At 33.7% G+C, this 24438-nt stretch carries 28 protein-coding genes; 14 read left to right on the top strand and 14 right to left on the bottom strand.

From position 1 onward, the window contains the following. Window positions 1–23 precede the first annotated feature (23 nt). The 12 genes from AC1DY0_RS12300 to AC1DY0_RS12245 form a co-directional block, all read right to left on the bottom strand. Window positions 24–176, bottom strand: coding sequence for a DUF4295 domain-containing protein (locus AC1DY0_RS12300; RefSeq protein ID WP_100429907.1), 153 nt, complete (start codon window positions 174–176; stop codon window positions 24–26). Window positions 177–245: 69 nt separating this feature from the next. After that, a complete protein-coding gene (rpmG, locus tag AC1DY0_RS12295) occupies window positions 246–428 on the bottom strand; it encodes a 50S ribosomal protein L33 (RefSeq protein WP_007805817.1) in 183 nt (60 codons plus the stop codon). A gap of 27 nt (window positions 429–455) precedes the next feature. Further along, the gene (gene rpmB / locus AC1DY0_RS12290) at window positions 456–692 is read right to left on the bottom strand and encodes a 50S ribosomal protein L28 (protein WP_024980263.1); all 237 of its coding nucleotides are present in this window, start codon (window positions 690–692) and stop codon (window positions 456–458) included. A 72-nt stretch (window positions 693–764) separates the two neighbouring features. Further along, complete coding sequence (locus AC1DY0_RS12285) at window positions 765–2018, bottom strand: competence/damage-inducible protein A (protein WP_477188890.1); 1254 nt, start codon at window positions 2016–2018, stop codon at window positions 765–767. A gap of 113 nt (window positions 2019–2131) precedes the next feature. Beyond that, complete coding sequence (locus tag AC1DY0_RS12280) at window positions 2132–2476, bottom strand: Hpt domain-containing protein (protein WP_077376360.1); 345 nt, start codon at window positions 2474–2476, stop codon at window positions 2132–2134. After that, window positions 2476–3087, bottom strand: coding sequence for a fumarylacetoacetate hydrolase family protein (locus AC1DY0_RS12275; protein ID WP_477188889.1), 612 nt, complete (start codon window positions 3085–3087; stop codon window positions 2476–2478). Before AC1DY0_RS12275 ends, AC1DY0_RS12280 begins: the two co-directional genes overlap by 1 nt. Window positions 3088–3149: 62 nt before the next feature. Further along, window positions 3150–3920, bottom strand: coding sequence for an exonuclease domain-containing protein (locus tag AC1DY0_RS12270; RefSeq protein WP_477188888.1), 771 nt, complete (start codon window positions 3918–3920; stop codon window positions 3150–3152). A 133-nt stretch (window positions 3921–4053) separates the two neighbouring features. Beyond that, on the bottom strand, window positions 4054–5367 hold the full coding sequence (locus AC1DY0_RS12265; protein WP_477188887.1) for a dihydrolipoamide acetyltransferase family protein: 1314 nt from the start codon (window positions 5365–5367) through the stop codon (window positions 4054–4056). An 83-nt stretch (window positions 5368–5450) separates the two neighbouring features. Continuing rightward, window positions 5451–6614, bottom strand: coding sequence for a glycosyltransferase family 2 protein (locus tag AC1DY0_RS12260; RefSeq protein ID WP_477188886.1), 1164 nt, complete (start codon window positions 6612–6614; stop codon window positions 5451–5453). A 12-nt stretch (window positions 6615–6626) separates the two neighbouring features. Continuing rightward, window positions 6627–6932: a hypothetical protein gene (locus AC1DY0_RS12255; RefSeq protein WP_477188885.1), complete on the bottom strand. Its 306-nt coding sequence runs from the start codon at window positions 6930–6932 to the stop codon at window positions 6627–6629. After that, complete coding sequence (locus AC1DY0_RS12250) at window positions 6929–7162, bottom strand: hypothetical protein (protein WP_477188884.1); 234 nt, start codon at window positions 7160–7162, stop codon at window positions 6929–6931. The genes AC1DY0_RS12255 and AC1DY0_RS12250 overlap by 4 nt, the downstream gene beginning before the upstream one ends. Window positions 7163–7245: 83 nt before the next feature. Next, a complete protein-coding gene (locus tag AC1DY0_RS12245; RefSeq protein WP_477188883.1) occupies window positions 7246–8436 on the bottom strand; it encodes a BamA/TamA family outer membrane protein in 1191 nt (396 codons plus the stop codon). A 333-nt stretch (window positions 8437–8769) separates the two neighbouring features. On the opposite strand from AC1DY0_RS12245, the gene AC1DY0_RS12240 reads away from it, so the two are divergent. The 8 genes from AC1DY0_RS12240 to AC1DY0_RS12205 all read left to right on the top strand — a co-directional run bounded on the left by AC1DY0_RS12240 (window position 8770) and on the right by AC1DY0_RS12205 (window position 16834). Next, entirely contained in the window at window positions 8770–9738 is a 969-nt protein-coding gene (locus tag AC1DY0_RS12240; protein ID WP_477188882.1) for a T9SS C-terminal target domain-containing protein, read from the top strand. Window positions 9739–9851: 113 nt separating this feature from the next. Further along, window positions 9852–11714 (top strand): ABC-F family ATP-binding cassette domain-containing protein, encoded by a 1863-nt coding sequence (locus AC1DY0_RS12235; RefSeq protein WP_477188881.1) that lies wholly within the window; start codon window positions 9852–9854, stop codon window positions 11712–11714. Between the two features lie 285 nt (window positions 11715–11999). Continuing rightward, the gene (locus AC1DY0_RS12230; protein WP_477188880.1) at window positions 12000–12932 is read left to right on the top strand and encodes a DUF898 family protein; all 933 of its coding nucleotides are present in this window, start codon (window positions 12000–12002) and stop codon (window positions 12930–12932) included. A 146-nt stretch (window positions 12933–13078) separates the two neighbouring features. Then, the gene (locus tag AC1DY0_RS12225) at window positions 13079–13432 is read left to right on the top strand and encodes a lysozyme inhibitor LprI family protein (RefSeq protein ID WP_477188879.1); all 354 of its coding nucleotides are present in this window, start codon (window positions 13079–13081) and stop codon (window positions 13430–13432) included. A 120-nt stretch (window positions 13433–13552) separates the two neighbouring features. Beyond that, window positions 13553–14146: a hypothetical protein gene (locus AC1DY0_RS12220; RefSeq protein WP_477188878.1), complete on the top strand. Its 594-nt coding sequence runs from the start codon at window positions 13553–13555 to the stop codon at window positions 14144–14146. 195 nt (window positions 14147–14341) lie between these two features. Next, window positions 14342–15574: a BamA/TamA family outer membrane protein gene (locus AC1DY0_RS12215; RefSeq protein WP_477188877.1), complete on the top strand. Its 1233-nt coding sequence runs from the start codon at window positions 14342–14344 to the stop codon at window positions 15572–15574. A gap of 254 nt (window positions 15575–15828) precedes the next feature. Beyond that, window positions 15829–16323 carry an FKBP-type peptidyl-prolyl cis-trans isomerase gene (locus AC1DY0_RS12210; protein ID WP_477188876.1) on the top strand — a complete coding sequence of 165 codons (495 nt, stop codon included), beginning with the start codon at window positions 15829–15831 and terminating at the stop codon, window positions 16321–16323. 46 nt (window positions 16324–16369) lie between these two features. Then, window positions 16370–16834, top strand: a complete 465-nt coding sequence (locus AC1DY0_RS12205) for an FKBP-type peptidyl-prolyl cis-trans isomerase (RefSeq protein ID WP_477188875.1) — start codon at window positions 16370–16372, stop codon at window positions 16832–16834. Window positions 16835–16943: 109 nt separating this feature from the next. On the opposite strand, the gene AC1DY0_RS12200 is transcribed toward AC1DY0_RS12205, so the two are convergent. Then, on the bottom strand, window positions 16944–18497 hold the full coding sequence (locus AC1DY0_RS12200) for an SDR family NAD(P)-dependent oxidoreductase (protein ID WP_477188874.1): 1554 nt from the start codon (window positions 18495–18497) through the stop codon (window positions 16944–16946). A gap of 213 nt (window positions 18498–18710) precedes the next feature. On the opposite strand from AC1DY0_RS12200, the gene AC1DY0_RS12195 reads away from it, so the two are divergent. Continuing rightward, the gene (locus AC1DY0_RS12195) at window positions 18711–19490 is read left to right on the top strand and encodes an O-methyltransferase (RefSeq protein ID WP_477188873.1); all 780 of its coding nucleotides are present in this window, start codon (window positions 18711–18713) and stop codon (window positions 19488–19490) included. Between the two features lie 30 nt (window positions 19491–19520). After that, a complete protein-coding gene (locus AC1DY0_RS12190) occupies window positions 19521–20150 on the top strand; it encodes a carbonic anhydrase (RefSeq protein WP_477188872.1) in 630 nt (209 codons plus the stop codon). 405 nt (window positions 20151–20555) lie between these two features. Here the strand turns inward: AC1DY0_RS12190 and AC1DY0_RS12185 are convergent, their stop codons facing one another. Next, on the bottom strand, window positions 20556–21224 hold the full coding sequence (locus AC1DY0_RS12185) for a hypothetical protein (RefSeq protein WP_477188871.1): 669 nt from the start codon (window positions 21222–21224) through the stop codon (window positions 20556–20558). 459 nt (window positions 21225–21683) lie between these two features. On the opposite strand from AC1DY0_RS12185, the gene AC1DY0_RS12180 reads away from it, so the two are divergent. The 4 genes from AC1DY0_RS12180 (at window position 21684) to AC1DY0_RS12165 (ending at window position 24377) form a co-directional block, all read left to right on the top strand. Next, window positions 21684–22400 (top strand): ABC transporter ATP-binding protein, encoded by a 717-nt coding sequence (locus AC1DY0_RS12180; protein WP_477188870.1) that lies wholly within the window; start codon window positions 21684–21686, stop codon window positions 22398–22400. A 69-nt stretch (window positions 22401–22469) separates the two neighbouring features. Next, on the top strand, window positions 22470–23327 hold the full coding sequence (locus tag AC1DY0_RS12175) for an ATP-grasp domain-containing protein (RefSeq protein WP_477188869.1): 858 nt from the start codon (window positions 22470–22472) through the stop codon (window positions 23325–23327). Between the two features lie 71 nt (window positions 23328–23398). After that, window positions 23399–23968 (top strand): cob(I)yrinic acid a,c-diamide adenosyltransferase, encoded by a 570-nt coding sequence (locus AC1DY0_RS12170; protein ID WP_477188868.1) that lies wholly within the window; start codon window positions 23399–23401, stop codon window positions 23966–23968. Between the two features lie 187 nt (window positions 23969–24155). Then, window positions 24156–24377 carry a DUF2795 domain-containing protein gene (locus AC1DY0_RS12165; RefSeq protein WP_007138072.1) on the top strand — a complete coding sequence of 74 codons (222 nt, stop codon included), beginning with the start codon at window positions 24156–24158 and terminating at the stop codon, window positions 24375–24377. The last annotated feature ends 61 nt before the right edge of the window (window positions 24378–24438 follow it).

The raw sequence follows: 24438 nt of genomic DNA, 5'->3' as shown, positions 1-24438 counted from the left end.
TTTCTATAAAATGTAATAGTTAATTATTTCTTTTTCAAGAATTCATCAACTTCTTCAGGAGCCATAATAGATTCAACGAATGTATATGCCCCAGTTACTGGAGATTTCACCATTTTGATGGCTTTTGATAATCTCTTAGAAGATGTTTGTAACGATGCTACGGTTTTCTTTGCCATGATTCAAATGTTTTTTATATTTTAATCAATCTCTAATGTAAACATTTGAGATTTTATTAAAATCTCTAATTATTTAATTTCTTTATGAACAGTTACTCTTTTCAAGATTGGATTAAATTTTTTAATCTCTAATCTGTCTGGAGTATTTTTTTTGTTCTTAGTAGTTATATATCTTGAAGTACCTGCAACACCAGTAGTTTTGTGTTCAGTACATTCTAAAATTACCTGGATTCTATTTCCTTTCTTTGCCATCTTGCTATTTTTTTATTTTGGAAAAGATTATTTAATAAATCCTTCTGACTGCGCTTTTTTCAAAACTGCAGCGATTCCATTTTTATTAATTGTTTTTATCGTAGATGCTGCTACTCTAAGAGTAATCCATCTATCTTCTTCTGGAAGATAAAAACGCTTTTTAACTAAGTTTACAGAAAATTTTCTCTTAGTTTTGTTCATAGCGTGAGAAACGTTATTTCCTACCATCGCTCTTTTACCTGTAAGGTCACAAACTCTTGACATTATACTTATCTTTTATCGTTATTCAAAATCAGGGTGCAAAGAAAAGAAAAATAAACCTATAAACCAAAAAAATTATAGCTCTTTTTTCGAAATTTCTTTCAACAGCATTTCAACACCTTTAACCGTAGCTCTATCTATCACTTTTTCACGTGGTTGACCAAAATTAAACATTTCAACCAGAACTTCATTTGGCGTAGCCAATGCAATAAAAACTGTTCCTACGTCGGCATTTGCCTCTCCTTTGGACGGACCAGCATTACCCGTAGTCGCAATTGCATAATCTGTTTTTAGCAATGTTTTCACATTCAAAGCCATAGCCCTAGCGACTTCAGCACTCACAACACTATATTCCTCCACTAAATCCTTCGAAACACCTAATACATTTTGCTTCACCTCCGTTGAATAAGCAACAACACTCCCTTTGAAATAATTAGAAGCTCCAGGAACTGAACTAAGCAACTGCGCAATACTCCCTCCTGTACAGCTTTCGGCTGTAGAAATAGTTTTCTCTTGCTGTGTTAGAATTTTCCCCACAACCGTTTCTAAAGTTTCATCATCTTCAAAACCTACAATAATATCTCCTATTATTTTAGTCAAAGAAACCACATTCTCTTCTATGACTTTTTCCATTAACTCTCTATCAGTTCCTCTAGCCGAAAGTCGTAATCTTACTCTTCCCGGCGCGGGTAAATAAGCCAGTTTTATAAATTCGGGTAAATTATTTTCCCAGTCTTCAATTTGTTCCGCCACTGCACTTTCTCCTCGACCATAGGTAAGAATCGTTTTATGAAGAATGTAAGGTCGCTGATAATCTCGAACTACTTTAGGAATGATTTCATTTTCAATCAAATACTTCATTTCAAATGGCACTCCTGGAAGCGACACAAAAACAGTATCCTCCTTTTTCATCCACAATCCTGGGGCCGTACCCACTTGATTGTGAAGCACTATACATTTTGAAGGAACAAGAGCCTGATCTTTATTGATTTGAGTAATGGCTCGCTTATAAAAACCCTCAATCAATTCGGTTACATGTGCAAGAACAACAGTATCCACAACCAATTCGTCTTCAAAATAATCACAGAATGTTTTTTTAGTTATATCATCTTTCGTTGGTCCTAATCCTCCAGTAATAATGACGATATCAACCTTATTTTGAAGCTGTGAAAATGTATTTAAGATATGCTCACGAGAATCACTTATAGACAGCATCTCATGAACCTCAACTCCAATCTTATCCAATGATTTGGCTATAAAACCAGAATTTGTATCTACAATTTGACCAATTAGAATCTCATCCCCAATCGTAACAATAGCTGCTTTCATATTTTAAAAACTTTTTCTCTATATTAAATAAAAAAATCTAACTGTTGCATTTTCTATACAACTGTTAGATTCATTTATGTCTTATCCTTTTATAAAAAAATTAAAACGTCAAACTAAAGATCAAAATCTTTTCTCAACTCTTTAATAGCATCTTTAACCTGAGTCTTAACACTTTTGTAGGTCTCGATTATTTCTTTCTTTTTACCTTCTGTTTTGGTCCAAGCTTCTATTTGCAGAATTTCCTCGAATGCCACATTTAATCCCAACAAATCTAATGTTGGTTTCAATTTATGAGCAAAGGCATAAGTATGTTTGTGATCTTTGTTTTTAATTCCCTCTCCAATTTGCATCAAATCTTCAGGAACTTCTGTAACAAATAAATTCAAAATTTCATTCACAAACTCTGGATCATTATCCGAAAGTGCGTACACTTTTGCTAAATTATATTTTAAAGCCATTATTTTACTTGTATTCTAAATAGTTTTTGTCCTTCTAAAAATCCTTCTAAAACATCATCTGGTTTTACTGCCGCAACTCCTTCTGGTGTTCCCGTAAAAATAATATCCCCAATCTTTAAAGTAAAAAACTGAGAAACATACGATATCAACTCATCAATATTCCACATCATCATGTTGGAATTCCCTTTTTGTACCGTAACATTATTGTTCGTTAATTCAAAAGTAATATTTTCTAACGAAACAAATTGGCTTTTAGGTAAAAATTCTCCAATGACCGCCGAGCCATCAAATGCCTTAGCTTTTTCCCATGGAAGTCCTTTTTCTTTCAATTTCGCCTGTAAATCCCTTGCCGTGAAATCAATTCCAACACTAATCTCATCATAATATTTATGAGCAAATTTAGGCTCAATATACTTCCCAACTTTACTTATTTTTACAATAAGCTCAATTTCATGATGAATATCTTCCGAGAATTCCGGAATTACAAAAGGATGTTGTTTTAATAAAATAGCCGAATCCGGTTTCATAAAAACAACTGGCTCCGAAGGACGTTCGTTCTTTAATTCCTCAATATGATTGGCATAATTTCTACCGATGCAGATTATTTTCATTTTTTTTAAGTTTCTGAGTTGCTAAGTTTCTGAGATTCTTAGAGACTCAGAAACTTAGAAACTTACTTCGTATTTAATTTTCTTAATTTTATAGCTGTTAAAACTTTTTTGGTATACAGAGGAAAATCTGCATTTTGAATCCAACTGAAATAACCTGGTTCTGTTTCCAAAATTTTATCGACTTTAGCTCCTTTGTGTTTTCCGAAGGTGAAAATTTCTTCATTGTCTGCATCAAAAGCTATCATTCCTGCAAAATCTGCTATTTTTTTTCTGGTACTAAACTCAGACAGAGACTTCATATCATTTTCCAATTCTGGATAACGATCCAATTGCGCCATTAAAATTTCATAAGTCGCCATAGTATCTGCTTCGGCTGAATGGGCATTTTCAAGCTCTTTTCCACAGTAAAATTTTAAAGCAGCACTCAAAGTACGCTCTTCCATTTTGTGAAAAATAGTCTGCACATCTACTGAAACTCTATTTTTCATATCAAAATCAACTCCAGCTCTCAATAACTCTTCTGCCAATAATGGTATATCAAAACGGTCCGAATTAAATCCTGCCAAATCACTGTCCTTAATCATATTATAAACCTGAGGAGCCAGTTCGTTAAACGTAGGTTCATTGGCCACTTTTTCATTGCTTATTCCATGAATAGCGGTTGACTGAGGTGGAATTGGAATCGTTGGATTTACCAACCATGTTTTGCTTTCTTTATTTCCGTTTGGAAAAACTTTAAAAACAGATATTTCCACAATTCTATCTTTTCCTATGTCAATTCCTGTAGTTTCAAGATCGAAAAAACAAATTGGCTTATTGAGTTTTAGTTCCATTTTTTGTGTTTGAATTGGTACAAATATAAAGATTTGGTATTGATTTCATTTAAAGTCAATCGTAAAAATGTCAAAAAAAGAAAACCCGACAAACTATAAAAATTTGTCGGGTCCATTTTCAATTTATTCTGAATTAATAATCTCTATTTACATCAAATGCTTCAAGATATTCAGCTACTCTTTTCACAAAGCTTCCTCCCAACGCACCATCAACTACACGATGATCATAACTATGAGACAAGAACATTCTTTGACGGATACCTATAAAATCACCTTCCGGAGTTTCAATAACCGCAGGTACTTTACGGATAGCTCCCAGCGCTAATATACCTACTTGTGGCTGATTAATAATTGGAGTACCAAAAACACTTCCAAAAGTACCCACATTAGTAACCGTATAAGTTCCTCCTTGAGTATCGTCTGGTTTTAGTTTCCCCATTTTTGCACGGTTCCCTAAATCGTTAACCGCTTTTGCCATTCCTACCAAATTCAATTGATCTGCATTTTTAATAACAGGAACAATTAAATTTCCATTTGGTAAAGCTGCAGCCATTCCAAGATTGATGTTTTTCTTTTTAATGATAAAATCACCATCTACAGAAATATTCATACCTGGAAAATCTTTCAGTGCCTTAGCAACTGCTTCCATAAATATAGGAGTATATGTCAACTTCTCACCTTCTCTTTTTTCAAAAGCGTTTTTAACCTTATCTCTCCATTTTACAATATTAGTAACATCAACTTCTATAAATGATTGTACGTGAGCCGAAGTTTGAACTGAAGCTACCATATAACCCGAAATCAATTTACGCATTCTATCCATTTCCACAATTTCATCTCCTCCATTTACAGAAACAGGCGAAACTGTTTGTGATGGAGTAGCCACTGAAACAGCTTTTGGAGCTTCAACCGCTTTAGCTGGTGTCGCCACTACAGTTGCAGGTTGAGAACCTCTATTTTTTATATAACCTAAAATATCATCTTTAGTCACACGTCCTTCTTTTCCAGAACCAACAATGCTTTCTAATTCTGCTAAACTTATCCCTTCTTCTTTTGCAATATTTTTTACCAATGGAGAAAAGAACTTATCACTTTCAGAAAAACTAACGGGAGCTGAAACTGATTCTTTAGCTACCTCAACAGATTTTTGAATTTCCTCAATAATTGCCGGAGCAACTTCTGAGCTTGTAGATACAACATCTCCACCCTCTGTTTCAATAATAGCAATGGTTTGTCCCACTTGAACCAAATCGTCTTTTCCAAACAATTTTTCGACAAGAACACCTGAAACCTCCGATGGAACTTCAGAATCTACTTTATCAGTCGCAATTTCCAAAACGGCTTCATCCGCTTCAATTTTTTCGCCAACTTCTTTTAACCAATTTGTGATGGTTGCTTCTGCAACACTTTCTCCCATTTTAGGAAGCTTTAATTCAAATCTTGCCATATTGTTAATCTAAAAGGTGATTTTGATTTTCAGTTTGCGAAATTACTAAATAATATCAATATAAATTTCACTAAATGTAATTTTTACTTGATTTTTACAATTTCTCCTCTATCATTAAAAGAATCACTTCCAATGATAAAATTTGCATTTTTGGGAATAATTCTAAATGTAATTCCTTTGTTTCTATGCTTTTCATGAATATTAATGCATTCTTTGAAGGAAACAAACTCATTATCCAGAATAATCTGTGACCCATTTCTTATTGAAATTGATGACAAATTTACCTCTTTTTCTGTTTTCAAATCGAGAAAATCAACCTTTTTTTGGACAAGAAGAGCTATTATTTTTGCCAATGCAACAGATGCCGATACGAGTAAATAATTTTTAGGGATAGATTTGGTTTTAGACCTGCCTTGAATTCTTTTTATTAAAGAAAAAAACACAATTCCAATTTTCATAAAAGCAGAAAAAAGATAAGAAACCTGAAAATGTTTTCTATAGAAAAACTCCATTGCCTCTTGAAATCGTTTCATATAAGTACCATCTTTAATTGTACTTTCTCCTTTATAGTGGATCACAGTTGTTTCGTGAAAATAATAATTGTTTTTTCCTTTTTGCAATACCATATAAGACAAATCAATATCGTCTGAGTACATAAAGCAATCTTCATCAAAACCGCCCACTTCATCAAACAATTCTTTTTTAAGAATCATAAAAGCGCCTACCAAAATTTCAACTTCTCCTGTTTGATTTTCGGATAAATGTTGGGCATAATATTTATTAAAAAAATGAGACTTTGGGAATAGTTTATACAGACTGGTAATTTTGGTAAAGGCCACCCAAGGTGTAGGGATCCCCCTTTTGCTTTCTGGAAGGAAATTACCGGAGCCGTCAATCAGCTTTACACCTACTATACCTAAGTTTTTTTGTTTTCGGACAAATGCAAGTACTTTTTCAAATGTATCTTCGGCTACGACTGTATCTGGATTCAGAATACAGATATAATCCCCTTTGGCTTCAGCTACACCAATATTATTCCCTTTTGGGAAACCTACATTTTGGCTATTTTGAATTAGTTTGACATTTGGGAAACGAGTTTTTATCATCTCGCAACTATCATCTTGAGAGTTATTATCAATCATAATAATTTCGGAATCTATGTTTTTCAAAGCGCTTTCTACACTTAATACACATAGTTCCAAAAAATAGCGAACATTATAATTGAGGATGATTACGGATAGTTGCATTTTAAAAAAAAATTATAGCAACTTAATTAAGTCAACTGGATTTTTTGAGTTATTCCAAAAAACATACAAATCTATTATTTCAGTATTCTCATCAAAGCCATAATACAAAGTTGTTTGTTTTGAAATAAGGATAGAGTATATTTTTAATTCATTATTATAAATTCCGATTAAAGGATTATTAGACAATCGCAATAAATTTTCATCAACTAAATTTTTAAATTTCTGAGCTTCTTTTCCATTCCATTTGAGTAAAATAAAATCAATCTCTTCAAAATAAGTAAATTCAGCAATTGATTGCCACCTAAAACTGTAACTCATTTTAAAAATGGATATTTCAGTTTTATCTTTTGGTTCATATCTTCATTGGAAATTCCTTTTCCCTCCTTAGCGTCCTGAATGCTTTTTGAAATTAATTTCTCTAGAATTGGATTCATTATTTCAGAATCACTTGAAACAATAGAATCCTCTTCCGTACCATAAATTACTTTTGGTTCCTCCAATATCTCTGATTTTTTTTCGTGATGATTATTTTTTCTACCAATATTCATTACAGTCTCTTTTTATATCCAAATGTACAAAATAATTCTGCTAATATTAAATACAACCCAAAAGACAGAACAAGAAAACTATATTAGAAATTCTCCGAAAGCGCAACCCTAAAAGTCCAATCATCTTTGCTAATACCAAAATCCAACGCTAAATTACAGTCATTGATTTTATTCCATTTTATCCTTAAACCGGTCCCTACTGCGGGAGTCCAATTATCAAAATGATAGGTGTCTAAATTTGATACTGAAGAAAAATTACCATAAAAAACAGCTCCAAGAAAACCGTTTCTGGTAATATCAGTACGGTATTCTGTTTCCAAATACAATAAAGAGTTACTGCGGTAACGGTTGCGAGTGAATCCCCTACCCGTTTTACCATAACGATCCCAACCGATGCTTGGCAAATCCAAATAATGAGGTTTTCCATCAAAAACAGCCCAATAAAAAGCTCTAGTAGCCAAAACTTTATGGCGAGTAGTACTAAACGAATGATACTTTCGGGCATCTATATATATTGATTTCCATTCCGTATGACTTCCAAAAGCTTTGGAATTGATCCGATAATCGGCCTCAAAATAATATCCTTTTTTTGGGTTCAAAATATTATCACGAGAATCATACAGAGCCTGAAAAGCAATTCCAGAGGAAAGTTCATCAGAGTAATCCCCTTCCTGATATTTATTAAAATCAGTTGGCTCCGAAATTTCAGAATCTTCCGAAATATGCTGATAATTGTCTAATTGAAAACCCAAGCCCAATCCAAAATCTCCCTTTATTTTACGGGTCACAAATTGATAAAACCGAATTTGCTGATAACTCACCTCCGATTGTGGATCTTTTGAACTATTGCCTCCCAAACCGTACGTAAACTGCGGATAGATCATATACCTATAATCGCCTATAAAATTATATTTATTGTCCTTGGTATATATATAAGATTGTATGGGAAAAGAATATTGCCCCGTAAAACTAGTGGTTGGAGTAAAATAAACTTCGGACATTTTGGTGGTTTCATGATTCTCATCCAAAAAAAAAGTAGTTACAAACGACACCACAAGCCCTCCTTCTGAACTCTTCATATCAGGAGCGGGCATTAAAGAAAAGGCTACTTTACTTGGTTCTTTTTTCTTTGCGGTATCATTTTTTATAAAAATACTTTTCAGAATCTGTTTCATATCCAAACTATCACTTCTAAAATCTATTTTCTGCGAAAAAGAAGAAAATGAAGAAGTAACAAAAAAAAACAGAAGTAAATTTCGCTTGATGAAACCCATACATTTTGGTTGGTATTATAGAAAAGGAATAATTTTTCAGCTTTTCAAATATAATGAAAATTGAAAACATATAAGTTGCATAAGTATATTTAAGTCTTATTACTAAGCGCCGACAAGCTTGCTGAAGAAAAAAATATCAAAAACAATAAAACCTATTTAGCCCCGATAGTAGTGAAAATCCTCCCGATTTTTCTCGGGAGATTGCAACGAAAAACGGGAACGATCTTTCCCGAAAAAGCCCAATCATTCGCTCCAAATCCTTTTTATCCATCAAATCTAGGATTGTTTGTTTTTGTTTAATATCTTTCTTTTGATTTTCAACTGAATAGCACTATGAAAAAAATATTTATTCTTTTCTTTCTGTTTGTGTCTGTTTCTTACGCCCAAACCAAAGGATGTACAGATAGTCTTGCTAAGAACTTTAATCCAAAAGCTACCGAAAATGATGGAAGTTGTGAGTATGTTTCCACAAAAATCAGGGTGAAATTTACCAAAAAACTAAGTGACTCCATTGCGGAAACTTCGGGTTTGATTACTTCCGAAAATTTATTATGGACACATAATGACGACATGAGCACTACGCTTTATGGAATGGATACCAAAGGAAAAATCAAGAAAAAAATCAATCTTGAAGGAGTAAAAAACAACGAATGGGAAGAAATTTCACAGGACAGCTCCTATCTATACATAGGAGATTTTGGAAACAATATCGCTGGAAACCGGAAAGATTTATACATTTTGCGAATTGAAAAAAAGTCCATCCTAAATCCGACTCCCGCGATTGACACCATCTCATTTTCGTATAGCAACCAAAACGATTTTGATACTAAAATAGAGGCAAACACTACCAATTTTGACTGTGAAGCATTTGTCGTTTCGAAGGACAGCATTTACTTATTTACTAAACAGTGGGAATCCGAGAAAACAGGTGTGTACAGCTTATCCAAAAACCCCGGAACCCATATTGCAAAACTAAAAGAAACGTTGAATGTGGAAGGCTTGATAACTGGTGCAACCTTATTGCCTCAAGAAAAAGGTGTTGTTTTGTGTGGGTATTCGCATTTTCTACAACCTTTTGTTTATCTTTTGTATGGCTATAAAAACAATGATTTTTCGACCGGAAATAAAAGAAAAATTAAACTTTCGCTACTATTCCATCAGATAGAAGCAATCACTACCGAAAACGGACTGTTATTTTACGTAACGAACGAAGCTACAAAAAATAACTTTATCTACAATCCGCAGGAAATACACCAAATCGATTTGAGTCCCTATTTGAAAAAGAAAAAAAAGGCTAAATAGTTGAAGTCAATAAACTATTGAATTGCTGAATTATTATAGGTTAATTCACGTTTCAAAATAAACTATTCGCTAATAGTGTTATAATAGTTTACTTTTGCAAAAAAATTAGCCTTGTGAATTATCTATCAGTAGAAAACATATCAAAATCTTTTGGGGAGCGCACGCTGTTCAAAGACATTTCCTTTGGAATCAACAAAGATCAAAAAATTGCCTTTATCGCCAAAAATGGTTCGGGTAAAACGACCATTATGAACATCATCAATGGTTTTGACGAACCCGATACAGGACAGGTTGTGCTCCGAAAAAGCATCAGAATGGCTTTTTTGTCACAGGACAATAAACTGCAGGATGAATTGACGATTGAGGAAAGTATTTTTGCATCGGACAATGAGAGCTTGAAAGTAATTGAGGCTTACGAAAAAGCATTGGAAAATCCAGAAGACGAGGAAGCATACCAAAAAGCTTTTGACGCTATGGATCGCCATAATGCTTGGGATTTTGAAACACAATACAAACAAATTTTGTTCAAATTGAAGTTAGAAGACTTTAAACTGAAAGTAAAAAGCCTTTCGGGTGGACAGAAAAAACGTTTGTCTCTTGCTATCATTTTGATTAACCGTCCCGATTTATTAATTCTGGATGAGCCAACGAATCACTTGGATTTGGAAATGATCGAATGGTTGGAGAGTTATTTTGCCAAAGAAAATATCACGTTGTTTATGGTAACGCACGACCGTTTCTTTTTGGAGCGTGTTTGTAACGAAATCATTGAATTGGACAACGGAAAAATATACCAATACAAAGGAAATTATTCTTATTACCTAGAGAAAAAAGAAGAGCGTATTGCTTCGGAAAATGCGAGTGTCGATAAAGCACAAAACTTATTTGTCAAAGAATTGGAATGGATGCGCCGCCAACCGAAAGCGAGAACAACCAAATCAAAATCGCGTCAGGATGATTTTTACGACATTAAAGAAAAAGCCCAAAGTCGCAGAAAAGAAAATGTAGTGGAGCTTGAGATTAATATGGAACGTATGGGAAGCAAAATTATTGAGCTTCACAAAATTTCCAAAAAGTTTAAAGATCACGTTATTCTCGATAATTTCAATTATGATTTCCAACGTGGCGAACGCATTGGAATTATTGGTAAAAATGGAACTGGAAAATCTACATTCTTGAATCTTTTGACAGGAACTATGCCATTGGATAGTGGAAAAGTAGTTATAGGAGAGACAATCAAAATTGGTTATTACACCCAAAGCGGAATTAACCCAAAACCGGGACAACGTGTAATCGATGTAATCAAAGAATACGGAGAATTTATTCCGTTAACGAAAGGCAGATTGATTTCGGCTTCGCAATTGTTAGAACGTTTTCTTTTTGATGCCAAAAAACAATATGATTATGTAGAAAAACTGAGTGGTGGTGAGTTGAAACGTCTGTATTTGTGTACGGTTTTGATTCAGAATCCTAACTTTTTGATTCTTGATGAGCCAACGAATGATTTAGATATTGTGACTTTGAACGTATTGGAAAGCTTCCTTTTGGACTATCCTGGATGTTTGGTGGTGGTTTCACACGACCGTTATTTTATGGACAAAATCGTCGATCAGTTATTCGTTTTTAGAGGTCAGGGGGAGATAGAAACGTTCCCTGGAAATTACTCCGACTTTAGAGCTTACGAAGACAGTACCGATGTTGCCCAAAAAGAGGACAACAAAACGGAGAAAAAAGAATGGAAACAAAACAATCCGACAGGAAACCTAACTTTCAACGAGCAAAAAGAATTTCAGAAAATTGAGAGAGAAATCAAGGACCTGGAAATTGATAAAACCAAAATTGAGCAGTTATTCTCGGAGGGAAAAGTAGCCGATGCTGATATTGAAAAGAAAGCAAAGGAACTAGAAAACATTATCAAGAAAATTGAAAACAAAGAGGAAAGATGGTTTGAACTTTCTGCGAAGCTGGAGGGATAAATCCCTGAACAGAAGTAAAACTCACTGATACTAAAAAACTCCAATACTTTTAGCCAATAACGACTAAAAGTATTGGAGTTTTTTTTTATTATGAAAATTAATCTTTTCCATTAGTCAGAATAAAATTCCAAAAAAAGCATTTCTTTTATGATTTGTAAAATAGTTTCTTTTATATTCGCTGTAAGAATAATTGTTTATTTAAACAATTATTCTCTATTATCGAGCAAACTACAACTAATTCGCTATAGAAAAACCAAATTTACTAACAATTAACCAACAATTAAAATGATGAAACACTATTTTGACTTCAATTTAACAGGGAAAAAACTATTGCCTATATGGCTACTTTTTTATGCTTGTTTTATTACACCATATGTTTTTTTGATTATAAGCCTGAAAAATATACAGCTTGGAGGAACACCTCAACTTTATATTTTTCCAATGTTTTTAGTATTGTTTTTAATTGCATTTATTATAATTTTTTATATTTCAAAACTAATAATAGAACATATCACCTATAAAGAAAAATCAATAGTTTTTGGTGGGTCGTTTGGTGAATTTATTGGACAAATGATATTAGGTTATTTCCTATCCATAATAACCCTTGGTATTTACATGCCCTGGTTTATACGCAATATGCATAGCTTTTTTATTGACAATTCATCATATGATTCAAACTCTTTTACATTTCAAGGGAAAGGTGGGAAATTATTTAAAATAATAACATTTACCCTTATTTTACCAATGATTATAATGATGATTATATTGGTAAAATTCGCAATGAATTATACAGGTCAACAAATGCCAGCTTATATCCCATACATTCAGCAAATAATTATGTTTATAGTATTAATACCCTATATGTATTTTGTTTATAAATGGACTGTAAATATTGATTTCAAAAATTACAATATATCATGGGACACTAATTTTTGGAATTCATGTGGTAAAATGTCTTTAGAAATTTTTCTTTCAATTATTACATTTGGGATTTATATGCCAATGGCTGTCCTAAAATTATATAAATATTTCACAGAAAAAACAGTGGCAAATAATGGAGAAATAAAACGAGAATTTGGATTTGATAACGATGACATGAATGACTTCCTATTCATCTGGGGGCAATTACTATTAACAATTATCACTCTAGGAATATATTATCCGTGGTCAATTTGCAACACTCATAAACGATTAATTAGCAAAACTTATCTAAAATAAACCAATAACTATTTCGGACTGAATAAGAATTAAAACAGGTCGCTTTAGTATTATACCCCTTGAGAGCTTTGGAATGAGAAGTCTCCGTTGTATAAAGGCTCTCGACTTCTTCCTCATTCTTATCTCGTAACGAAAACTTCTTTTCAATGACAAAAAAATATTATTTCATTGTTCTACTTCTTTTATTCTTTTGCAACAATTCATTTGCTCAAACACAGGGAGAAATGAATGCAACAGCAAATACAAATTATAAAAAAGCAGATTTAGAACTGAACAAAGTGTACAAACAACTAATGACTATGCTTGATCAAAATGAAAAGACATTCTTAATTCAAGCAGAAAAAGATTGGGTAAAATTTCGCGATTCACATTGCAAATTCGAAGCTTCCCAATATGAAGGTGGAAGCATTCAGCCTTTAATCTATTCTTCTTGTTTAGAAGAATTAACGAAGAAAAGAATAGTAGAAATTAAGGCAAGCATAAAAGATAGAGATAGGTAAAGCCAATCTCTTAAAACAAAAAAAGCCACAACAAAATTTAATTTTGTTGTGGCTTTTGCTTTGAAAATGCCAACGGTTTTATGTATTTTTTATYAAATTTATAATTCATAAACTTCATCAATGAAAAAAGCAATACTACTTGTTTTTACAGTACTTTCAATACAATTGCAAGCCCAGTCAAAAAACGCAAAGACTCCAGATTCTATTCAAAACAATCAAACAACTTCCAAATGGAATTTTGGATTAGAACTCGATGTTCTGCCTTATGCCACGGGAGGTTATTTTGGAGCAGTTTGGGTGGGTAAAGGTAAATGGCGTACAAGAGCACTTTTGGCCGATGTCAACAAACCAGACTTCACAACCAAAGAGGGTTTCACCAATCATCACATAAAAGCTTATGCGGTCGTTTTGGATCGTTTTTTGAAAGACAATTGGAAAGACAATTGGAAAGGCTGGTGGATTGGAGGCGGACCCGTGTACTGGAAAAGCGATATCCAAAGCGATAGTAGCAATGCCGCAAAAAACTTCGAAAACTTTTTATTAAACGGAAGTTTAGGTTACAATTTCACGATTTACAAAAATATTTATATTTCGCCTTGGGCAGGTTTAAGTCTTAAAGTTTCAGGCAACGATGAATTCACTCTGGACAACAAAGAATACAATTTACCTCTGCTAAACCCTGAAGCCTCGGTCAAATTTGGATTTCATTTTTAATATCTTGCTTCTTATTTAAGCCAATAGATTCAAAAACAAGTATTAAAACAGTTTTATTACTTTAAATTAAATCGTTACAACAAAAATTTGTTTAGTTTTATGCTTTGTTTTTTTAAAGAATTGATTTAGCAAAATCTAAATAAACGTTTTGGTTAAAGCGAAAACTTCCTTATGACTTTTACAAATATTCTGAAATTGAGAATTTTATTTCTTTTTTTTCTTATTTATTCTCAAGCTGCTTTTTCGCAAGAAGAGAAAATAGAAGGAGAAAAAAAACGCCCACTACGCTCAATTGTTGATCTATTTACAAAAGAAGACACCCTGAAAATTAGCAAACCGGATTCTAAAACAAATTTAATTGCATTCCCCACATTAGGTTACCAGCCAGCAAATGGTTTTACCCTTGGATTTATAAGCCAATTTAGTTTCAAAATAAAGCCAGAAAACAAAATCTCATTACTGTCTGGAGGAGCTTCCTATAGTACCCAAAAACAGGTTCTGACTTATTTAAAAAACAATATGTACATCAGCAATGACAAGTTCTACTTTAGCGGTGATTTTCGTTATTATATTTTCTCACAATCCAATTTTGGTCTAGGAACAGATATTATCCCTTGGGGCTCAGAATTCAAAGATTTTAATTTTAGTTCTATAGAGCAACCCATGAATTACAATTACTTTAAATTTCATGAAACGGTTTCCTACAATATCTTTCCTTCATTTTTTATTGGAGCTGGAATCCACTTTGACAGTTATTCCAACATAGATGATAAACTTTTGGATGTTGCCAATGGACAATACACCTACCATTATAATTATTCAAAAAAATATGGTTTCAGTAACAAGAATTATGCGGTCAATGGGATGAGTCTAAATTTGATATACGACACTAGGGACAACCTAATAAACACCAATAAAGGTTTGTTTCTAAACATGAATTACCGCTACAATCCGCAAACCAATCTTAATAGGCACAGTAGTTCCACTTTATTGCTTGAATCCAGATATTTTATACCTCTTAGCAAAATAAACAAACAATACGTTTTAGGCTTTTGGGCTTATGGCCAGTTTTTGGCAAGCGGCAAACTCCCCTATTTGAATCTTCCTGCTATTGGCTGGGATCAAAACAGCCGTAGTGGAAAAGGGTATATTCAAGGACTTTTTAGAGGTACAAACCTTATGTATTTTGAAAGCGAATATCGTTTCCCAATTACCAAAAATCAAATGATCAGCGGAACCGTATTTGCCAATGCTACAACGGCAAGTGATGTCGACAAAAATCTCGGATTATTCGAATCCATCCAGCCCGCTATTGGAGTAGGATTAAGAGTCCTCCTTGACAAAGACACTCTGACCAATTTTATCGTCAATTTTGGACTGGGACGCGATTCTCAAACATTCTATTTTAATGACGGAGAAGGATTTTAAATCTTAATTCTATTGCAAATTTTGGAGCAGAAAGATTTGGCTTTTTTAGGCAACATCGTCCCGCTATCCGTTGCAATCTTGTTTGCCGAACCCCGGCAAACAAGGATTTTCACTACTATCGGGGCTAAAGAGAGAGATTTTGCTTTTTTGCCATCATTAAAGAAAAGGAAACAGTAATAATCGAATTCAGTTTTTAACAAAAAATCAGTATCGGTTTTTACTATATTTGCGCTTTAAAAAAACAACCCTTTTCTATGAAACATCTATTATCTGCCCTAGTGGCCTTGACTCTTCTTATTTCTTGCAACAAAAACAAAGAAGCAACAACTGAAGCAACAACAGAACCTGCAAAAGAAGCAGTTGTTGATAACGTTGCTAAAAACGACAAAGAAATCACCGATTACATAGCCAAAAATAATATAAAGGCAGAAAAAAGTGAATCAGGCTTATATTATGTAATTAACGAACCTGGAACTGGAGCGCAACCTACAGCAACATCAAATGTAACCGTAGCTTACAAAGGTTCTTTTACTAATGGAAACGTATTTGACCAAAGCGGTCCTGAAGGAATTTCTTTTGGCTTGGATCAAGTTATTAAAGGTTGGACAGAAGGTATTCCTCATTTTAAAGCTGGAGGTAGTGGTATTCTTTTGGTCCCTGCTCATTTAGGATACGGAGATAACACTATGGGACCTATCCCTGGAGGTTCAGCACTTATTTTTGAAGTAAAATTAATTTCGGTAAACTAGGTCGATTTTTCGGATAAAAGTAAATTGAATAACAATGCCCATTTCTATGAAACACTTATTATCTGCCTTTGTGGCCTTAACTCTTTTTATTTCTTGTTCTTCTTCCAATGACAAAGAAGAAAACATTGATTACGTTGCCAAAAACGACAAAGAAATCACCGATTATCTGGCAAAAAATAATTTAACTGCACAAAAAAGCGAGTCTGGTCTATATTATATAATTAAAGAACCCGGAACCGGAACACAGCCAACTGCAACATCTAATGTAACTGTAGCCTATAAAGGATATTATACCAGCGGAACAGTATTCGACGAAAGTAGTGCTTCAGGGATTTCTTTTGGCCTTAACCAAGTGATAAAAGGCTGGACGGAAGGCATTCCTCATTTCAAAGCTGGAGGTAATGGCATCCTTTTGATACCTGCACATTTAGGATATGGGAATTATTATTACAATGGTATTCCCGGCGGTTCGGTACTTATTTTTGATGTAAAACTAATTTCAGTAAATTAGGAGCATTCACCCAAGAGGATTTAAATTTAGCTCACAATAAAAAAACAAAACCACATCGGAATAAGATTCTGTTGTGGTTTTTGTTTTTAGCTGAATAATCAATCAATTTTTACCAAGCAATCGGATTGTAATCTTTCAAAAATTTACCGCACCAATGCTTTCCTGTGTTGATACCATCAAACAACGGATCCATAACTCTTGCAGCTCCATCTACAATATCTAGTGGTGGCTGAAAATCCTGCTCTTCCTGTTTTCTTTTGGCCAGTTCTGCTGGATCTTCGTCGGTTACCCAACCAGTATCAACAGCATTCATGAAAATTCCGTCTTTGGCAAGCGTTCCTGCTGCAGTATGCGTTAACATATTCAAGGCAGCTTTGGCCATATTGGTATGTGGATGTCTGTCTTCCTTGAAATCACGGTAAAATTTACCTTCCATCGCCGAAACATTAATGATGTGTTTTTTCCCTGTGTTGTCTTTCTTCATCACTTCCGAAAGGCGATTGCATAACACAAAAGGCGCAACCGAATTCACAAGCTGTACTTCAATCATTTCTGTAGTTTCTATTTGTCCCAACTTCAAACGCCAGCTGTTCACTTTTCGTAAATCTACCTGTTGCAAATCGGCGTCGAGTTCTCCTTCAGGGAAAACTTCTTGTGCTACCAACGTATTGTCAAAAGAATATGGAATCTGCGATAATTTTGCGGAAGCCCTTAAACCAATTCCAGGTTCCGGTCCATGCCAAGTTACCGGCATATTCTGATTGGAAGAAGCCCCACTGGTCAATACTTTTAATTCATCCAAACAATTGGTATGATCCAATAACAACTCTTGTGCTTGTTGTGGCAAAGAACCAATTGGACGTTCTTCATTTTCCATTAAGTGAGTATAAAATCCCGCAGGACGTCTCACAGTTTGCGCAGCATTATTGATTAGAATATCCAATCGACCGTATTTTTGCTCAATAAAATTGCAAAAAATCTCCACGCTCGGAATATGTCTCAAATCCAATCCGTGAATTTTCAAACGGTGTCCCCATTCCATAAAATCATCTTCTTTGGAAAAACGCAACGCCGAATCCACCGGAAAACGAGTCGTTGCAACAACTGTTGCTCCACCACGTAATAACATCAACGTAATATGGTATCCAATTTTTAGGCGAGAACCTGTAATCACTGCAATTTGTCCTTTTACATCCGCAGTTTGAAAACGTTTGGCATAGTTATAATCACCACAATCAGGACACATAGAGTCATAAAAATGGTGCATTTTGGTAAACTCTGTTTTACACACATAACATTTTCTAGGCGTCTCCAGTTCCAATTGCTCTTTACTCGCAAGATCATTATGACCCAAAAGTTTTGGAGCCACAAAAATACTTGCTTCACGAGCAGAACGAATTCCGGTTTCCTTACGAGCCGTTCTGTCTTTCTTTTCTTGTTTGCGTTTGGCCAATGCTTTTCCGTCCTTTTTCCTTTTCGCAAACTCGTCTCTGTCAGGGCGTGAAAATTGTCCAGCCGCTTTAATTAAAGCTATTCTTTCTTCTTTTGGTATCTCAAAAATCTGATCGGTATCGGTATTCAATTGTGTCAAAATAGCGATGCATTGATTGATTTCTTCCAATGTTATTACGCTTCTATCCTCTATTACTTCCTTCATCATCATAAAAAATTTATTGCTATTGTTGGCATAAATTATAAGGGCGCAAATATAGTCTTTTAAAGTCGTAAAGTTTCAAAGTCATAAAGTCGAAAGTCCAAACCATACCAATATTCTTAAAACGGTGAGTCATTACAACTTTCCACTTTAAGACTTTGGACTTTGGGCTATTATCTTAGTATCTTCGCCAATACTTTGCAAAACCTTGATTGAACTTTTATGTTATTTCAAATAAAATCCTATTTACAATTTCTTTGGCATTCAAAAAACGAACATGCTGTACACTCACCATTTGTATTTAGCTTACTGACCAAATGTTTTTATGACAAGAAATTCAAACCAGAATATGTAGTTTTAAAGAATTACCGAAACGATCTTTTACAAAACAAAAACACCATTGAAGTTACTGACTTCGGAGCGGGTTCAAGAGTTTTTAAATCCAATTCGAGACAAATTGCACAGATTGCCAAAACTGCAGGAATTACTCCAAAACGTGCAAAGTTATTGTTTAGGATTACTAATTATTTTCAACTTGAAACCATTTTAGAAATTGGAACTTCCCTTGGATTGGCCACTTCCGCCCTATCATTGGGAAATACAAAAGCATCTATTGTAACTTTAGAAGGCTGTCCAGAAACATCCAAACAAGCTCAATTGCAATTGCAAAAATTCAATTGCAATAATATAAATTCAATAGTAACAGAATTCAGCAGCTATCTTAAAAACCATCAACCATCAACCATCAACTATCAACTAATCTACTTCGACGGTAACCATTCGAAAAAGGCAACCTTAGAATATTTTGAATTGCTTTTGCCTACTATAACTAACGAAACTGTGTGGATATTTGATGATATTCACTGGTCTGTACAAATGGAAGAAGCCTGGGAAATCATAAAAAGCAATCCCAAAGTTACCGTAAGTATTGATACTTTTCAATGGGGATTGGTTTTCTTTAGATACGAACAACCCAAACAGCATTTTGTAATCAGAACCTAGATTTGTACATTTAAAATTCAAAATCACATTATGGATATCAAACAAATTTTTGAAAATAACAGAAAATGGATCATCAAACAACTCCAAACTGATGAAAATTATTTCGAAAAACTCTCAAAAGGACAATCACCTGAGTTTCTTTATATTGGTTGTTCGGATAGCCGAGTTTCTGCCGAAGAGCTTATGGGATTGGAACCCGGGGAGGTTTTTGTACATCGCAATATTGCCAATATGGTTCCTAATACAGATCTAAACTCTATGTCGGTTATCAATTATTCGGTAGTGCAATTAAAAGTTAATCATATTGTTGTTTGTGGACACTATGGCTGCGGCGGTGTGCTTGCCGCTATGCAGCAATCGGATTTGGGAATATTAAATCCTTGGCTAAGAAACATTAGGGATGTTTACCGAATCCACCAAAAAACACTCGATGCCATAACCAATGAAGAGGAAAAATACAAAAAACTAGTGGAATTGAATGTACAGGAACAATGCATCAATGTCATCAAAACTGCAGAAGTTCAAAAAGCATTCAAAGAAAGAGGTTTAAGAGTATATGGATGGATTTTTGATATTCATAGTGGGAAATTAATTGACCTTAAGATCAACTTTACCGAAATATTGAAAGACATTACTAAAATATACAAAATATCAAACTAGATAAAAAAAGCCTTATATCAAGGCTTTTTTTTATACCAAAAATCAATAACCAAATGAAACCATTACAATTAATGGCAAAAAAAAAGACAGTCACCCCCATGACTGTCAATTCCCATTTTGAATAACTAAATCTATAAATATTATAGAACTAAACTTTTCAAAATACAAAGTTTGAATAGATAACCTACTAATAGTTCTTAGAAACTTTTAATACCGCAAATTTACAGCATAAGAATCAAAACGTAAAGTTAAAAATCGTTAAAATTCACATAAAATCGATAAAATACACATATTATTATATTTAACATTTATTTTCTTTCTAAATTAATAAAAAATTAAACTAATATTTATATAAAAAAAATGACAATCATTACTGACTGCCATTTTTATCGAATTAATATTTAATTACCCTTTTTCTTTTGCTTTTTCCATTTCTGTAGATTTGGCTCCCATTCTATTCAAAGTGTACATTGGTGCGAATTTTAATTTCAATCCAGCTATTTTATTGTTGTCACTTGAAGTAAGACCTTCATTTTCCACAGTATTTTTTCTACTGTCCAATGCTTCATACATCAACTTCACTTCGTCCCAATCCTCACGAGTGTAATTATCTTTATTTTTTTGGGCTGTATCCACAAACATTTGATAAACACTAAGAATGTTTTTGGCATTTACCCAACCAAAATTCATATCATCTCCAACTTTCCCTTCTCCAAACAGTGCATCTCTCAAATGTTGTTTAGGGCTAGCTGCAATTGTAGCTTCAGCCTCTGCAGCCATTTTAGCTTTCAAATCTTCGTATTTCGCTCTACTCTCATTAATACGCCCTTGTGCTTTTACATCCTCATGCAAATTAACCAAAGCTTCTTCTGCTTCCGCATTTTTCAATTCGTAATTAGCCTGAATAGTTTCCCAATTCTCTTTAATAGCAGACGAATCAACATTTTCTAACGAATCAACATAGACAACGTAAGTATCTATTGATTTCTCAGCCTTTATTTTTTTTTCATCCTTACAAGATGTAAACCCCAAAGCAATTACTGCCATTCCTAATAAAAATTTTCTAGTTTCCATAATATTTGATTTTTTTTTACATTTCTTAATCAAATTTACCCCAAGTTCCATCATATCTAATTTATATGTGGTAATTATATAAACAATCAAAAAAATTCTGAAACAAATGAAAATCAGGCAGTAATGATACATTTGGGCGTGACCCTCCGTAAAAACTATGGGTCGTGCTGTTCGTTCCCGCTTTTATTGAATTGTACCTTAAAAGGCGGTACAATTCAATAAAGAGCTCCACTGCCATCACTCACGCGAACAACTGCCAACAAACAAAATTGATTTAAATAGACAATCCCTACATTAGAACTAAGTCAACCAAAATGATATTACATTCGATAAATTGTAACAAAAATCTATCTATAACTACTTATCATAAATCAAAAAGTCTTTTGTACTTTTAAAACGAAAATCAACAATATACACAAGAGCCCAAAGGGCAAACTGGTGAAGCAATTCAATATTCTTATGAAAAACCCACTTATAAAAATCACCAATATCAAGAGAGATTTTATACTAGGAAATGAAATCGTATATGTTTTAAAAGGCATTGACTTAGAAATTAATAAAGGGGAATATGTAGCCTTAATGGGGCCTTCGGGATCTGGAAAATCTACATTAATGAATTTATTGGGTTGTTTGGACACACCAACTTCTGGTACTTACATTTTAAACGGAAAAGATGTGAGTCATATGAAAGACGACGAATTGGCCGAAATTAGAAATAAAGAGATTGGTTTTGTTTTTCAAACATTCAACCTTTTACCTAGAACAACTGCACTTGATAATGTGGCTTTACCCATGATTTATGCGGGTTATTCAAAAACGGAACGAAATACACGTGCCACTGAAGTATTGAATCAAGTAAATCTTGGCGACAGAATGGATCATCAACCCAATCAGCTTTCAGGAGGACAACGCCAACGTGTTGCTATCGCGAGAGCATTGGTCAACAAACCCTCTATCATTCTTGCCGATGAGCCAACAGGAAATCTAGACAGTAAAACCTCTTTGGAAATCATGAGACTTTTTGGAGACATTCATGCGCTAGGAAACACTGTAATCTTAGTAACCCACGAGGAGGAAATCGCAGCTTATGCACATCGTGTTATTCGATTGAGAGATGGAATTATTGAGAGCGATAGCGTGAAGGATCAGTATCGTGAAGAAACAATATATAAATAGCAGTATTCAGCATAACATTTTTAGAATTATCCTATAAATAATTCCTCAAAACCTTAGACCCAAAAGCAAATGACAATTGGTTTACTTACCTGTGAAAAACTTCCTGATTTAACAATCTCAGATCAACAATTAATTCCAGAATTAGCCAAACACAACCTCATTGCAAAAGCGGTGATTTGGAATGACAAAACCATCAATTGGAGGGATTTTGATTATTTAATCTTTCGCAATACTTGGGATTATTTTGAGAAAGAAACCGAATTTAATCTTTGGCTTGACCATATAGAAAAATTGGGCATCAAAACACTCAATCCAATTGAAATCATTAAGCAAAACAAACATAAATTTTATTTACGCGAAATGGAAAAGGAAGGAATTTCAATTCTTCCCACTATTTTCATTGACAAAACCGAACATCTGAATCTTGCTAAAATAATTCCAAAACATTGGAAAAAAGCAGTTATAAAACCAGCTTTTTCTGCAGGTTCTTATCAAACATCCGTTTTTGATGTATCAGATATCAAAAAAATAAATGACGAGTACACAAAAATAGCTCAAGAAAAAGAATTGCTTATTCAGGAGTTCATACCGGAAATCCAAACACTAGGGGAAACCTCTTTTATCTTTTTCAATAAAAAATTCTCTCATGCCGTTAATAAAAAACCAATTGATGGTGATTTTAGAGTGCAGTCACAATTTGGAGGAAGATACACTTTGATACAACCAAGCCAAGAATTAACAGAAAAAGCCCAAAAAGTCGTAAATACTTTTCATGACAAATTATTATATGCTCGTGTTGATGGAATTTTTATTGATACTGAATTGCATTTAATGGAAATAGAATGTATCGAACCCGATTTGTATTTTGATATTAGTGAAGGTGCATTGGAACGGTTTGTTACTTCAATAATCGAATTAATAAAGTAATTTTGTTTATAAATCTAACTTAATACTTCTGATTTAGTTCAGAAGTCTACAATCTAAAATCATAAATTCTGATGAAAGTATATACAAAAACCGGAGATGGTGGAACTACTGCCCTTTTTGGCGGAACTCGCGTACCAAAAGACCATGCCCGCATAGAAAGTTATGGAACAATAGACGAATTGAATTCTTATATTGGACTCATTCGTGACCAAGAAATAAACAATCATTACAAAGAAATCCTAATTGAGGTACAAGACCGTCTTTTTACCATAGGTGCTATTCTGGCTACTCCACCTGAAAAAGAAGTAATGAAAAACGGCGAACTTCGATTAAAAAAACTTGGAATAACAGAAACCGACATCGAATTATTGGAAAATGAAATAGATGCTATGGAAGAAGCACTTCCTCCAATGACTCATTTTGTTTTACCAGGCGGACACCAAACTGTGTCATATTGTCATATAACTAGATGCGTTTGTCGCCGCGCAGAGCGCCTAGCAGTGCATTTAAGTCATAATGAACCTGTTGCCGAAATAGCGATTAAATACTTAAACCGACTTTCTGACTATCTTTTTGTATTGGCACGAAAATTGTCTCTTGACCTAAAGGCTGATGAAGTGAAATGGATACCTAGAAAATAGGATCAAATTTACAGATAACAGTTTTCAGTTAACAGCATTTAGAGGATATTTTCGGTTTTAAAATCTGGAATATCTTACCCGAAATATGTTGTCTGAAAATACGTTCTTAATTTTAAAAAAAATAAATCATTTTTTACTTGTCTTTTTCAGTAAAAAATTTATTTTTGCACAAACTAAATCGACAAATATGTATTGGACATTAGAATTAGCATCATATTTAAGTGATGCCCCGTGGCCTGCTAACAAAGACGAACTTATTGACTACGCTATTAGAGCAGGAGCTCCATTGGAAGTAGTAGAAAACCTTCAATCTATTGAGGATGAAGGCGAGATATATGAATCAATGGAAGAAATTTGGCCAGATTATCCTACGGACGAAGATTATCTTTGGAACGAGGATGAATATTAAAAAAGTAAACCAAGAAAAAGTCTCAAAAGAGGCTTTTTTTTTGTTTAATTTTACACAGATA

The sequence above is a fragment of the Flavobacterium sp. P1_E4 genome (assembly GCF_056405915.1).
The sequence above is the reverse complement of the archived record's forward strand: the minus strand, read 5'-3'. Positions and strand labels throughout refer to the sequence as shown.

Bases quoted from the DNA above. Each gene is read 5' to 3' on its own strand.
- AC1DY0_RS12165 (WP_007138072.1), top strand. From the start codon at position 24,156: ATGTATTGGACATTAGAATTAGCATCATATTTAAGTGATGCCCCGTGG.
- AC1DY0_RS12170 (WP_477188868.1), top strand. From the start codon at position 23,399: ATGAAAGTATATACAAAAACCGGAGATGGTGGAACTACTGCCCTTTTT.
- AC1DY0_RS12190 (WP_477188872.1), top strand. From the start codon at position 19,521: ATGGATATCAAACAAATTTTTGAAAATAACAGAAAATGGATCATCAAA.
- AC1DY0_RS12210 (WP_477188876.1), top strand. From the start codon at position 15,829: ATGAAACATCTATTATCTGCCCTAGTGGCCTTGACTCTTCTTATTTCT.
- AC1DY0_RS12250 (WP_477188884.1), bottom strand. From the start codon at position 7,162: ATGAATATTGGTAGAAAAAATAATCATCACGAAAAAAAATCAGAGATA.
- AC1DY0_RS12225 (WP_477188879.1), top strand. From the start codon at position 13,079: ATGACAAAAAAATATTATTTCATTGTTCTACTTCTTTTATTCTTTTGC.
- AC1DY0_RS12255 (WP_477188885.1), bottom strand. From the start codon at position 6,932: ATGAGTTACAGTTTTAGGTGGCAATCAATTGCTGAATTTACTTATTTT.
- AC1DY0_RS12230 (WP_477188880.1), top strand. From the start codon at position 12,000: ATGATGAAACACTATTTTGACTTCAATTTAACAGGGAAAAAACTATTG.
- rpmB (WP_024980263.1), bottom strand. From the start codon at position 692: ATGTCAAGAGTTTGTGACCTTACAGGTAAAAGAGCGATGGTAGGAAAT.
- AC1DY0_RS12245 (WP_477188883.1), bottom strand. From the start codon at position 8,436: ATGGGTTTCATCAAGCGAAATTTACTTCTGTTTTTTTTTGTTACTTCT.
- AC1DY0_RS12260 (WP_477188886.1), bottom strand. From the start codon at position 6,614: ATGCAACTATCCGTAATCATCCTCAATTATAATGTTCGCTATTTTTTG.
- AC1DY0_RS12270 (WP_477188888.1), bottom strand. From the start codon at position 3,920: ATGGAACTAAAACTCAATAAGCCAATTTGTTTTTTCGATCTTGAAACT.
- AC1DY0_RS12180 (WP_477188870.1), top strand. From the start codon at position 21,684: ATGAAAAACCCACTTATAAAAATCACCAATATCAAGAGAGATTTTATA.
- rpmG (WP_007805817.1), bottom strand. From the start codon at position 428: ATGGCAAAGAAAGGAAATAGAATCCAGGTAATTTTAGAATGTACTGAA.
- AC1DY0_RS12280 (WP_077376360.1), bottom strand. From the start codon at position 2,476: ATGGCTTTAAAATATAATTTAGCAAAAGTGTACGCACTTTCGGATAAT.
- AC1DY0_RS12205 (WP_477188875.1), top strand. From the start codon at position 16,370: ATGAAACACTTATTATCTGCCTTTGTGGCCTTAACTCTTTTTATTTCT.
- AC1DY0_RS12275 (WP_477188889.1), bottom strand. From the start codon at position 3,087: ATGAAAATAATCTGCATCGGTAGAAATTATGCCAATCATATTGAGGAA.
- AC1DY0_RS12220 (WP_477188878.1), top strand. From the start codon at position 13,553: ATGAAAAAAGCAATACTACTTGTTTTTACAGTACTTTCAATACAATTG.
- AC1DY0_RS12175 (WP_477188869.1), top strand. From the start codon at position 22,470: ATGACAATTGGTTTACTTACCTGTGAAAAACTTCCTGATTTAACAATC.
- AC1DY0_RS12240 (WP_477188882.1), top strand. From the start codon at position 8,770: ATGAAAAAAATATTTATTCTTTTCTTTCTGTTTGTGTCTGTTTCTTAC.
- AC1DY0_RS12300 (WP_100429907.1), bottom strand. From the start codon at position 176: ATGGCAAAGAAAACCGTAGCATCGTTACAAACATCTTCTAAGAGATTA.
- AC1DY0_RS12285 (WP_477188890.1), bottom strand. From the start codon at position 2,018: ATGAAAGCAGCTATTGTTACGATTGGGGATGAGATTCTAATTGGTCAA.
- AC1DY0_RS12200 (WP_477188874.1), bottom strand. From the start codon at position 18,497: ATGATGATGAAGGAAGTAATAGAGGATAGAAGCGTAATAACATTGGAA.
- AC1DY0_RS12195 (WP_477188873.1), top strand. From the start codon at position 18,711: ATGTTATTTCAAATAAAATCCTATTTACAATTTCTTTGGCATTCAAAA.
- AC1DY0_RS12185 (WP_477188871.1), bottom strand. From the start codon at position 21,224: ATGGAAACTAGAAAATTTTTATTAGGAATGGCAGTAATTGCTTTGGGG.
- AC1DY0_RS12265 (WP_477188887.1), bottom strand. From the start codon at position 5,367: ATGGCAAGATTTGAATTAAAGCTTCCTAAAATGGGAGAAAGTGTTGCA.